The 11,808-nt window shown below is 65.1% G+C and carries 11 protein-coding genes; 4 read left to right on the top strand and 7 right to left on the bottom strand.

Annotated features, from left to right (window positions below; genetic code table 11):
- Entirely contained in the window at window positions 1-1,326 is a 1,326-nt protein-coding gene (locus tag FHW58_RS05825) for an MFS transporter (protein WP_179672086.1), read from the bottom strand.
- Window positions 1,327-1,455: 129 nt separating this feature from the next.
- Between FHW58_RS05825 and FHW58_RS05820 the strand changes: the two genes are divergently transcribed.
- Together FHW58_RS05820 and FHW58_RS05815 are read left to right on the top strand one after the other, a co-directional pair.
- A complete protein-coding gene (locus tag FHW58_RS05820; RefSeq protein WP_179672085.1) occupies window positions 1,456-2,553 on the top strand; it encodes a sugar diacid recognition domain-containing protein in 1,098 nt (365 codons plus the stop codon).
- Between the two features lie 143 nt (window positions 2,554-2,696).
- A complete protein-coding gene (locus tag FHW58_RS05815; RefSeq protein ID WP_304506253.1) occupies window positions 2,697-4,085 on the top strand; it encodes an amino acid permease in 1,389 nt (462 codons plus the stop codon).
- A 42-nt stretch (window positions 4,086-4,127) separates the two neighbouring features.
- Here the strand turns inward: FHW58_RS05815 and FHW58_RS05810 are convergent, their stop codons facing one another.
- On the bottom strand, window positions 4,128-4,562 hold the full coding sequence (locus FHW58_RS05810; RefSeq protein WP_179672084.1) for a nuclear transport factor 2 family protein: 435 nt from the start codon (window positions 4,560-4,562) through the stop codon (window positions 4,128-4,130).
- Window positions 4,563-4,637: 75 nt separating this feature from the next.
- On the opposite strand from FHW58_RS05810, the gene FHW58_RS05805 reads away from it, so the two are divergent.
- Both FHW58_RS05805 and FHW58_RS05800 read left to right on the top strand, forming a co-directional pair.
- Entirely contained in the window at window positions 4,638-5,195 is a 558-nt protein-coding gene (locus FHW58_RS05805; protein WP_179672083.1) for a flavin reductase family protein, read from the top strand.
- Between the two features lie 36 nt (window positions 5,196-5,231).
- On the top strand, window positions 5,232-6,539 hold the full coding sequence (locus FHW58_RS05800; RefSeq protein ID WP_179672082.1) for a sodium:proton antiporter: 1,308 nt from the start codon (window positions 5,232-5,234) through the stop codon (window positions 6,537-6,539).
- On the opposite strand, the gene FHW58_RS05795 is transcribed toward FHW58_RS05800, so the two are convergent.
- From FHW58_RS05795 to FHW58_RS05775, 5 genes are read right to left on the bottom strand one after another with little or no spacing between them, the layout of a single operon-like run.
- Window positions 6,532-7,596, bottom strand: coding sequence for a tartrate dehydrogenase (locus FHW58_RS05795; protein WP_179672081.1), 1,065 nt, complete (start codon window positions 7,594-7,596; stop codon window positions 6,532-6,534). The two genes, FHW58_RS05800 and FHW58_RS05795, sit on opposite strands and share 8 nt — an antisense overlap.
- A gap of 52 nt (window positions 7,597-7,648) precedes the next feature.
- Window positions 7,649-9,949 (bottom strand): xanthine dehydrogenase family protein molybdopterin-binding subunit, encoded by a 2,301-nt coding sequence (locus tag FHW58_RS05790; protein ID WP_179672080.1) that lies wholly within the window; start codon window positions 9,947-9,949, stop codon window positions 7,649-7,651.
- Complete coding sequence (locus FHW58_RS05785; RefSeq protein ID WP_179672079.1) at window positions 9,912-10,934, bottom strand: xanthine dehydrogenase family protein subunit M; 1,023 nt, start codon at window positions 10,932-10,934, stop codon at window positions 9,912-9,914. The genes FHW58_RS05790 and FHW58_RS05785 overlap by 38 nt, the downstream gene beginning before the upstream one ends.
- Window positions 10,931-11,449 (bottom strand): (2Fe-2S)-binding protein, encoded by a 519-nt coding sequence (locus FHW58_RS05780; protein WP_179672078.1) that lies wholly within the window; start codon window positions 11,447-11,449, stop codon window positions 10,931-10,933. The genes FHW58_RS05785 and FHW58_RS05780 overlap by 4 nt, the downstream gene beginning before the upstream one ends.
- Window positions 11,446-11,688 (bottom strand): hypothetical protein, encoded by a 243-nt coding sequence (locus FHW58_RS05775; RefSeq protein ID WP_179672077.1) that lies wholly within the window; start codon window positions 11,686-11,688, stop codon window positions 11,446-11,448. Before FHW58_RS05775 ends, FHW58_RS05780 begins: the two co-directional genes overlap by 4 nt.
- Between the last annotated feature and the right edge of the window lie 120 nt (window positions 11,689-11,808).

Raw genomic sequence — 11,808 nt, 5'->3', positions numbered from 1 at the left:
TTAGCGGTTGACCAGCTTGGCGGGAATGCGCAGCACCAGAATGGCGCCCACCAGCAGCACACTGGACAGGATGTACAGCGCCACGTCGGTGCTGTTGGTCGCGTCCTTGATCCAGCCGACCAGGAAGGGGCTGACGAAACCGGCAATCTGGCCCAGCGAATTAATCAACGCCAGGCCGCCCGCCGCCGCCGCGCTGCCCAGGAAGGCCGCCGGCAGGGACCAGAACAGCGCCAGCGCGGTCAACGCGCCCATGGTCGCCATGCTCAAGCCGATCATCACGATCAGCGCATTGCTGGAGAAGTTCGCGGCCAGCATCAGGCCAATCAGGCCCATGACCATCGGCAGGTTGACGTGGAAGCGGCGTTCGCGGCGCTGGTCCGCCGAGCGGCCGGCCCATACCATGAACACGGCGGCCGCCAGATAAGGCACGGCGCTCAGCCAACCCACCGTCTGCGCGCTGTCGAAGCCCAGCGACTTGATGATCGACGGCAGCCAGAAGTTAATCGCGTACACGCCCATCTGGATGCAGAAGTAGATGACGCCCAGCGTCCACACGGCGCCGTTCTTCAGCACCGCGCCGAACGACTGGCCGACGGTGCTGACGGCGGCGCGCTCGCGCTCATCGGCCGACAACGCCGCCTGCATGGCGGACTTCTCGTCGGCGCTCAGCCACTTCGCCGATGCGATGCCGTCGTTCAGATAAAGGAACACGCCCACGCCCAACAGCACGGTCGGCAGGCCTTGCAGCAGGAACAGCCACTGCCAGCCGGCCAGGCCGCCCTGGCCGGCCGAGAAGTGCGACAGCATCCAGCCGGACAGCGGGCCGCCGATCAGGCCCGAAATCGGAATCGCCGACATGAACAACGCCATCACCTGGCCGCGCTTGCGCGTCGGGAACCAGTGCGTAAAGTACAGCACCATGCCGGGAAAGAAGCCGGCTTCCGCCACGCCGGTGAAGAAGCGCAGCACGTAGAACGACAGCGGCGACGACACGAACATGGTGCAGGCGGACAGCGCGCCCCACGCGATCATCATCACCGAAATCCAGCGTCGCGCGCCGATCTTGTGCAGGATGAGATTACTCGGCACGCCACTCAGCACATAGCCGATGAAGAAGATGCCGGCGCCCAGGCCATACACGGTATTGCTCAATTTGAGCGCATCGAGCATCTCCAGCTTGGCAAAGCCGACGTTCACGCGGTCCAGGTAATTGAACAGGTAGCAGATGAAGATAAAGGGGATCAGGTGCCAGCTGGCTTTTTTATAGGCGCCGTCGAGGATGGCGGGCGCCGGCCAGGCCTGGGCCGAAGTGGTGGAAGTACTCATGCGGGTCTCCGGTGTCTTTTAATGATAACGCGATTATCTGGAATCGATCACAAAAAAGCATTGGACCAATGCCCGAATCTGCCGGCCCGCCGCCCTCAATTCCTGTGCAAATGCACTAAAATGAGCAGCATGAACATCTTGAGCACCGCGCTGGCGCAGGACATCGTCACCCGTACCATGCGCATCATTCCGTACAACGTCAATGTGATGGACGCCAACGGCAGCATCATCGCCAGCGGCAATCCGGCCCGCATCGGCGAACTGCATGCCGGCGCGCTGCTGGCGCTGGCCAAGAAACTGACGGTGGAAATCGACGAGGCCAGCGCAAGGAACCTGCACGGCGCCCAGCCCGGCATCAATCTGCCGCTGACGGTGCACGGCCAATTGTGCGGTGCGGTAGGCCTGAGCGGCGCGCCCGACGACGTGCGCCAGTTCGGCGAACTGGTACGCCTGACCGCCGAGATGATCCTCGAACAGGCGCAGCTGGCCGGCGAACTGCAGCGCGACTCGCGCTACCGCGAAGCCTTCGTCCTGAACCTGATCAATGGCGACCACGCCAGCACAGCGGACCTGGACGCGTGGGCGCATCGCCTCGGCGTCAGCTTCGAGCGCCCGCACGCGGTCTATCTGCTGGAAGTGGCGGACGCCGACCTGCAGGCACTGCAACTGCGCCTGCAGGCGCGCGTGCCGTCCGCGCTGACCGCGGCGGCAGGCCCGCAGGAGCTGGTGATCCTTGACTTTGACGACATCCAGTCCCACGACCGGCAACTGCATGCACTGGGCGCCATCGTGCGCGACATCTGCCCGCAGCCGCACACGCTCACCATGGGCATTGCGCTGCGAGGCATCGCCGGCGTGGCGACGTCGTACCACAGCGCCAGAACCGCCGCCCGCATTGGCCGCCAGCGCCATCCGCGCCGTCACCAGCACAGTTACTACGATCACGCGCTGCCTGTACTGCTCTCCGGCCTGAACACTGGCTGGCAGGCGGCGCAGCTGCGCGCGCCGATCGAAAAGCTCGGCCGCAACAAGGATATGCTGCAACGCACACTGGAAGTCTGGTTTGCCCACGACGGCCATCCGGCTGCCACCGCCGAGGCGCTGCACATCCACCGCAACACGCTGGACTACCGCCTGCGCCGCATCGGCGAGATCACCGGCCTCGATCTGGCCCGCCTGGAAGACCGTTTTTTACTCTACATTTCCGTGCTCTTGTCCAGTGGCTGAAACTGAATGAATGCGGTTTATACACATAAAACAACAACTACGGAAATGCGTAAAACTTGCTGTATTATTCCCGCTTGCCCAAAAAGCAGCCCACAAGGCGGGCCTTGGGACACACCAAAACACAAAAAAGCACGGGAGCTATTTTGAGCATTTTTAGAACGAAGAATCTGGATGACATGATTGCCACCGCGCGCAAGCCGGGCGGATTGGCAAAGGTACTTGGTCCGTTCGACCTGATCTTGATGGGTATTGGCGCTATCGTCGGCACTGGCATCTTCGTGCTGACCGGTACTGGCGCCGTCACCGCCGGCCCGGCGCTGACGCTGTCTTTCGTGGTGGCTGCCATCGCCTGCTGTTTCGCCGCCTTGTGCTACGCTGAATTTGCCTCGACCGTGCCGGTGGCCGGCTCCATCTACACCTATTCCTATGCCACGCTGGGCGAACTGGCCGCGTGGATGATCGGCTGGGACCTGCTGCTGGAATACGGCCTGGCCACGTCCGCCGTGTCGGTCGGCTGGTCGGGCTACTTCCAGTCGCTGATGTCCGGCTTCGGCATCCATCTTCCGGTAGCGCTGACCGCCGCTCCCGGCGCCCTGCCCGGCGTGCACACGCTGATCAACCTGCCCGCGCTGGTGATCATGCTGGTGCTGACCGCGATGCTGAGCCTTGGCGTGCGCGAATCGGCGCGTCTGAACAACGTCATGGTGGTCATCAAGATCGGCGTGGTGCTGCTGTTTATCATCGTCGGCGCGCGTCACGTCACGCCGGCCAACTGGCAGCCGTTCATGCCGTTCGGCGTCAACGGCATGCTGAGCGCCTCGGCGCTGGTGTTCTTCGCCTTCATCGGTTTTGACGCGGTGACGTCGGCAGCGGAAGAGGTCAAGCGTCCGGAACGCGATCTGCCGATCGGCATCATCGGCTCGCTGGCCGGCTGCACGGTGCTGTACGTGATCGTGTCGGCCATCATGACTGGCATCGTGCCGTACAAGGAATTCCTCGGCATCGACCACCCGGTCACGCTGGCCCTGCAGCGCGCCGGCGAGAACTGGTTCGCCGGCTTCGTCGACCTGGGTGCGATCCTGGGCATGACCACCGTGATCCTGGTGATGGCTTACGGCCAGACCCGCATCATCTTCGCCATGTCGCGCGACGGCCTGCTGCCAAAGCGCCTGTCGTCGGTGCATCCGAAATATCAAACCCCGTTCTTCGCCACCTGGCTGGTGGGCATCGTATTCGGCCTGCTGGCCGCCGTGGTGCCGCTGAACGTGCTGAGTGAGCTGGTCAACATCGGCACGCTGGCCGCGTTCACGCTGGTGTCGGTGGCGGTGGTCATCCTGCGCAAGAAGCGCCCTGACCTGAAGCGCGCCTTCCGCTGCCCAGGCGTGCCGGTGGTGCCGGCACTGGCGGTGGTATTCTGCGTGACGCTGATGGCTTACCTGAGCTGGATCACCTGGGTCGCCTTCGGCATCTGGCTGGTCATCGGCCTGGTGATCTACTTCACCTACGCCCGCAAGAACTCGGCGCTGAACTGATCACACAGCCGGCGGTTGGCTCCCTTCCGGCCGCCGGCAACCTCACTTCAGATTCATCGTTTGCACCGACAGCAGCCTGCACTCCCCCGCCACCGTCACGTACGTGCGCATGAACTGATAGCGGTTGCTGCGCCAGGTCTGGCCGTCCGCATTCCACTGCTCGGTGGTACTAACGCCGCGCAGCACCACCGTATCGCCTTGCACGTGCGCATGCACGTCGCTGGTGACACGCGACTTGTACACCACCGGCCTCGCCAGCCGCGCCAACAACGACGCCCGCGTTTCGATCTGCGAGCCTAGCGTATGCACCCACACATAATCATCGGCCAGCAGCGTTTGCAGGAACGCCACATCGCCCACGCGTAACGCCTCCTCATACTGCGCATCGCGCGCGATCAGGGCATCGACGGGCAGGCACGGCGCGGCCGATACCGCCAGGGGCAGCGTGGCCGCCAGGGAGAACAGAAGTGTTTTCATGCCATCGAGTATAACGCCGCATCGTGCCCTACCCCACAGACTTGCCGAACAAACTCTCCTATTCTGCAAGCCATGATGAAAAAATACCGCAAGCAGCACTACGACGTCGCCAACATCCGCCGCCTGCTGGAGCCGGGGCCGGTAGTGCTGGTCAGTTCCGCCTGGGAGGGCAAAACCAACATCATGACCATGGGCTGGCACATGATGATCGGCTTTACGCCCGCGCTGTTCGGCTGCTATATCGACCCGAGCAACCATAGCTACGACATGGTCGTGAACAGCGGCCAATGCGTGATCAACCTGCCCACCGCCGACCTGCTGGAACAAGTCATCGGCATCGGTAACTGCAGCGGCGCGGACACCGATAAGTTCTCCCTGTTCGGCCTGACCGCCATGCCGGCCGAGCAAGTGGCGGCCCCGCTCATCGCCGAGTGTTACGCCAGCTTCGAATGCCGGCTGGCCGACGCCCATCCCAATCCCAACCATCCCTTGTTCGTATGGGAGGTGGTGCGCGCCCACGTCGCCGCCACGCCCAGGCTGCCGAAAACCCTGCACTACCGGGGCGATGGCGAATTCATGGTCTCCGGCCGCGAAATCGCCACGCTGGAGCGTTATCCCAACCAGCGCCGCTAGCGCCGCCACTACCGCCACAAGGGCTTGCGAGACGCCATGAACACCAACCACTGGTTCCTGCTCATCGGCCTGCTGATGCTGGCACGCGGCCTGGCCGCGACGACAATTTCGCGCTCGCCGTTCACTTCCGCCATCGTCTACCTGGCGGTGGGCATCCTGCTCGGCCCGAGCTGCCTCAATCTGTTCCGTTTTTCCCCGACCGAGGAATCCGGCCTGCTGGAAATGCTGGCCCAGATCGCGCTGCTGGTTTCCCTGTTTTCCGCCGGCGTCAAGATGCCGGTGCCGTTCACGCTGGCGCGCTGGAACGCGCCGCTGCGCCTGGCCTGGGTGTCCATGACGCTGACGGTGGCGCTGGTGGCGCTGTTCGCGTACTACGTGCTGCATCTGCCCGCCGGCGCCGCCGTGCTGCTGGGCGGCATACTGGCGCCGACCGATCCGGTGCTGGCCACCGACGTGCAGGTGCGCCACGCCGGCGACAAGGACGAGCTGCGTTTCAACCTGACCTGCGAAGCCGGCATGAACGACGGCAGCGCCTTCCCCTTCGTGCTGCTGGGCCTCGGCATGCTGCACATCGACGATGCCGGCGGCATCGCCAACGTCGCCCAGCACCATCTGCGCTGGCTGCTGGTGGACGTGCTCTGGGCCACGGTGGGCGCGGTGCTGGTCGGCGCGGCGGCCGGCGCCGGCCTGGCGCGCCTGGGCTGGCGCATGCGCGTGATCGAACCACGCCATGAAATCATGGACGACCTGGTGGCGCTGGGCCTGATCGCCATCGTCTTCAGCGTCGCAAGCCTGATCAAGGCGTCCGGCTTCCTGGCGGTGTTCTTCGCCGCCGTGGCGCTGCGCCAGACGGAATTGAAGCTGGCCGGCGCGCCCAAGGACCGCCAGGGCCTGCGCGAGCCGGAACTGGCCAAGTCGGAGGTGGCGCAGGCCAGCGACAACAAGGACGTGCCGATGGTGGTCAGCGCCGAGGCGCTGGTGTTCAAGGAGCACCTGGAGCGCCTGTCCGAGCTGACGCTGGTGCTGCTCCTGGGCGGCATGATCTCGCTGCGCGAACTGCCTTACGAAACCATCGGCGTGGCCGCCTTCCTGTTCGTGGTGGCGCGGCCGCTGGCGGTCTACGTGGGCCTGATGGGCAGCGGCACCGGCAAACGCATGCGCGCCCTCATCGGCTGGTTCGGCGTGCGCGGCATCGGCTCCATCTTCTACCTGGTGTTTGCGATGGAGGCCGGCCTGCCGCCCAAGCTGGCCACGCAGCTGACCGGCATCTCGCTCGGCGTGATCATGCTATCCATCGTCGTGCACGGCTTCAGTGTGAAGCCGCTGATCGACGACGCTAAATGATCGCAGCAGCGATGGCCATGCCCACTTCCGTGGTGCTGGCCGTGCCGCCCATGTCCGGCGTGCGCGGACCATCGACCAGGCAGCGCTCGATGGCGGCCACCATCGCATCGTGCGCCGCGCTGTGGCCGAGGAAGTCCAGCATCATCGCGCCACACCAGATCATGGCGATCGGGTTGGCGATGTTCTTGCCGTAGATGTCCGGCGCCGAGCCGTGCACCGGCTCAAACAGCGAAGGAAAACGCCGCTCCGGGTTCAGGTTGGCCGATGGCGCGATGCCGATGGTGCCGGCGCAGGCTGGCCCGAGGTCCGACAGGATGTCGCCAAACAGGTTGGACGCCACCACCACGTCAAAGCGCTCCGGCGACAGCACGAAGCGCGCCGCCAGAATGTCGATGTGATATTTATCGTGACGGACCTCCGGATAGCTGGCGCCCATCGCATCCACGCGCTCGTCCCAGTACGGCATGCTGATCGAAATGCCGTTGGACTTGGTGGCCGACGTCAGGTGCTTCTTTGGCCGCTTGCGCGCCAGCTCAAACGCAAACTTCAGCACCCGGTCCACGCCGGTGCGCGTAAAGATCGCCTCCTGCAGCACAAACTCGCGCTCCGTGCCGGCGAACATGCGGCCGCCGACGCTGGAATATTCGCCCTCGGTATTCTCACGTACGATGACCATGTCGATATCGCCAGGCTGCTTGTTCGCCAATGGACAAGGCACGCCTGGCAGCAGCCGCACCGGCCGCAGGTTGATGTACTGGTCGAACTGGCGGCGGAACTGCAGCAGCGATCCCCACAGCGACACGTGGTCCGGCACCGTCTCCGGCCAGCCGACGGCGCCGAAGAACAGCGCGTCGAAGCCCTGCAGTTGCGCCATCCAGTCGTCCGGCATCATCTTGCCGTGCTTCAGATAATAGTCGCAGCTCGGCCACTCGAAGCTGGTCCACTCGATGGCGATGCCGAAGCGCCTGGCCGCCGCTTCCACCGCGCGTATCCCTTCCGGCATCACCTCCTTGCCGATACCGTCGCCCGCGAGTACCGCGATTTTATGCACAGTCATTACCGCTCTCCCTCATGGAAAGCCCTAGCATAAACCGATTGCTGCCCGCTTGCTATCGCATCAATTTATCCGGCGTGAATGGCGTGGCGCGTTCGCGGCGCCCGGTGGCGTGATAAATGGCGTTGCTGATGGCCGCCGCCACGCCAACCAGGCCAATCTCGCCGACGCCCTTGGCGCCGATGCGGCTGACGATGCGGTCATCCTCGTGCACGAAGATCACGTCGATGTCATGAATGTCCGCATTGACGGAGACATGGTATTCCCCCAGGTTGTGGTTCATGAATCGGCCCAGGCGGTGATCGCAGAACGTCTCCTCGTGCAGCGCCTGGCCGATGCCCCACACCACGCCGCCGATGATCTGGCTGCGTGCGGTCTTGGCGTTGATGATGCGCCCCGCCGCGATGGCGCTGACCACGCGCGTCACCCGCACCGTGCCGAATTCGGGATCCACGCGCACCTCGCAAAACACCGCCGAATGGGTCGAGCGCTGGTATTTCATCTGCTTGAGCATATTCGGCAGCATCAGGTACTTTTCTTCCAGGCGCTGCTCGCCGCTGCCGGCCACGATGTCCGTGATCGCCACCGCCACAGCCGGCTGGGAAGCCAGCCGCACCGCGCCACCCGAGAACTGGACGTCGGCAAGCCGCGCCTTCCCCAGGGGCGATGACGGCATCTGCTTCGCCAGCTTCAGGAGTTTTTTCTGCAGCTTCTCGCACACGCCTTGCACCGCCGAACCGACCGTGGCCACGTGCGACGAGCCGCCTTCGATGGGCGCCACCGGCAGCGTGGAGTCGCCCAGCTGGAAGCGCACCTTCTCCAGCGGCAGGCCCAAAGCATCGGCGGCGATGATGCACATCGCCGTGTACGTGCCGGTGCCGATATCGGTGGCGGCGCTGCTCACCACCAGTGAGCCATCCGCATGCAACACGGCGCTGGCGCGTGCAAACATCTGCATGGCGTCCCATACGCCGGTGGCCATGCCCCAGCCGATCAGCTCCCGCCCTTCGCGCATGGTGCCCGGGGCCAGTGGGCGCTTGTCCCAGCCGAAGCGCGCCGCGCCTTGCTCGTAGCAGGCGCGCAGCTCCTTGGTGGAATACGGCAGGCCACGCGCCGGATCCATCTCCGCGTAATTTTTCAGGCGCAGCGCCAAGGGATCCATGTTCAGCGCATACGACAGTTCGTCCATCGCCACTTCCAGCGCATACACGCCGTGGGCGGCGCCTGGCGCGCGCATGTCTATCGGGCTGGCATGGTCCAGATCCACCAGATGGTAGCCCAGCCGCACATGCTCGCACGCATACAGCTCGCCGGACCAGTTGACCACCACTTCCACATAGTCTTCCATGCGCGAGGTTTCGGCCACCGCCTCATGGATAATCGAAGTCAGCGTGCCATCCGCCTCGGCGGACAGCCGCACCCGTTGCACGGTTTCCGGCCGGTGGCCAAACGTGAACATCTGCTGGCGCGTCAGCACCACCCGCACCGAGCGCTCCAGCTTCAGCGCGGCCATCACCGCCAGCGGCAACTGGTATTGCGGCCGCAGTCCCGAACCGAATGCGCCGCCCACGTAAGGATTGCGCACCGTGACCTTGTCCTTGCCCAGCCCGAAAACGTGCGACACGTACCAACGGCTGTTTTGCGAACTTTGCGTCTTGTCGTAGATGGTCAGGTGGCCGTCGGCATCGCGGATCACCGTGCTGGCGAACATTTCGAGCGGATTGTGGTGTTCAACGCCGCTGTAATACTCGCCTTCGATGCGGATGGCCGCCTTCTCCCATACCTCGTCCGCATGGCCCTTGGGGTCGGGCGGCGGCGTGTAGCCGGCCTTCATGCGGCTGGGCGTGTACGAGCGTTCGCGGTTTTCCGTCAGCGACGTCGCATGCGGTTCCGCCTCGTAAGCCACCTCCACCAGCCGCGCCGCGTAGCGCGCCGCTTCGAAGGTCTCGGCCACCACCAGCGCCACCGGTTGGCCGCTGTAGGCGACCTTGTCGTCGTACAGCGGCCGGAATGGCGAGCCGCCGGGCGCCGTCATGTCCTTGTAGAAGATGTCGAAGGAGCGGATGCGCGGCCGGTTCAGGTGCGTGATCACCTCCACCACGCCGGCCACCGCCAGCGCCGCGTCGGCGCGGATGGCCGTGATGCGGCCGCGCGGAATGGTGCCGCTGACCACCACGCCGTACAGCAGCCGGTCGGCGGGATGCTCGGCCGCATAACGCGCCTGCCCGGTGACCTTGTCACGGCCATCCACGCGCGAGACCGGCATGCCGATGGTGACGGCGCCCGTTCCCTCATCCGCGGCGGGTGTGCGGAGTGCTTCAATCAGCTCTGTCACGTTCGCTCCTTGTGTTGTCATGGGTTGCCGCCGCAGCCTGTTCCAGGGCGCGTGCCACGGCGCGCCGGGCCAGCGGAATCTTGAAGTCGTTCTCGCCTTGGCCGCGTGCGCCGGACAGCAGCAGCTCCGCAGCCTCGGCAAAATGCGCGGCGTCGGCGGGCTGCCCGACCAGCAGGGCTTCCGCCGCCGCTACGCGCCACGGCTTGTGGGCCACGCCGCCCAGCGCCAGGCGCGCCTCGCGCACCATGCCATCGTCGCCGATATCCAGCGCCGCCGCCACCGACACCAGCGCAAACGCGTACGACGCGCGGTCGCGGATTTTCAGGTAGGCGAAATGCGCTGCGAACTGCGCCGCCGGCGGCAATTCGATCTGGGTAATCAGCTCGCCGGGCGCCAGCGTGGTGTCCAGTTCCGGGCGGTCATCCGGCAGGCGATGGAAATCCGCGAACGGTATCTGCCTTTCGCCCGCCACCGAACGCACATGCACGACGGCGTCCAGCGCCGCCAGCGCCACGCACATATCGGAAGGATGCACCGCGATGCATTGCGGGCTGGCGCCAAGTACGGCATGTTGCCGCGTCAGGCCGCCGATCGCCGCGCAACCACTGCCCGGCAGCCGCTTGTTGCAGGGCGTGGCCACGTCGTAAAAATAATGACATCGCGTGCGCTGCAGCAGGTTGCCGCCGTTGCTGGCCATGTTGCGGATCTGCGGCGACGCGCCGGCCAGAATCGCGGCGGTCAGCAGCGGATACTGCGCGCGCACCAGCGGATGGTAGGCGGTGTCCGCGTTGCGCGCGGTGGCGCCGAGCAGCAGGCCGCCCGCCGCCGTGGGCGCGATCGCGTCCGCCGGCAAGCCATTGATGTCGACCAGCGCCGCCGGCCGCATCACGAATTCCTTCATCAGGTCGATCAGATTGGTGCCGCCGGCGATGAAGCGCGCACCGCCAGCGGCATGCGCCAGTGCCTGGTCGGCATCGGCAGCGCGGAAATAGGTAATCGGATTCATGCCGGCACCGTGCCAGGCAGGTACGGACGATCCGGATCGTCCTCGCGCTCGGGCAGGCCCATGACCTCGGTCACCGCCGCCACAATGCCGGGATAGGCGCCGCAGCGGCAGATGTTCCCGCTCATCAGCTCACGCACCTCGGCCACCGTGCGCGCCTGCCCTTCGTTCATCAGCCCGACGGCGGAGCACAACTGGCCCGGCGTGCAGTAACCGCACTGGAAGGCGTCATGTTCGATGAAGGCCTGCTGCAGCGGGTGCAGCCGCGCGCCATCGGCCAAACCTTCGACCGTGGTGACCTGCTGCCCATCCTGCATGACGGCCAGCGTCAGGCAGGCGTTGATGCGCTTGCCGCCCACCAGCACCGTGCAGGCGCCGCACTGGCCATGGTCGCAGCCTTTCTTGGTACCCGTCAGACCCGCGCGTTCGCGCAGCAGATCCAGCAACGATACCCACGCTTCCACCTCGAACTGCCGGGACTCGCCGTTGATCTCCAGGCGAACAGGATATGTGGTCATTGGTTTCCTTCCTCGTTTTTCAGGACGCCGCGCACGTTGGTCACCATCAGGCAGAGCTGCAGTGCGATCAGGGCCCAGGCTTCGTCATGCCAGCCCCACGCGATCCACAACCCGTTGCTGACCAAAAAAGTGATGAAGCCGGCCTTGCGCCGCCATGGCTGGCGCGAGCCGACCATCAGCCCCGCCGCCACGGTCACCGCCATGGCCGGCCATTGCAGCAGATCGATCCAGTCACCCATCGATGCATGTTCCCCGTTGATCGTGAAGTGCCAGCATGGCTGATCGGCTGCCGTCGGTATGTGCGGCAGCACACGGCCACCGGATGCGGTATGGATGAGTGAGCGGACTAACAGACAACG

Source organism: Duganella sp. 1224, from assembly GCF_013408245.1.
In the GTDB taxonomy this organism is placed as follows: Bacteria; Pseudomonadota; Gammaproteobacteria; order Burkholderiales; family Burkholderiaceae_D; genus Rugamonas.
This window is presented reverse-complemented; position numbering and strand designations above follow the sequence as displayed.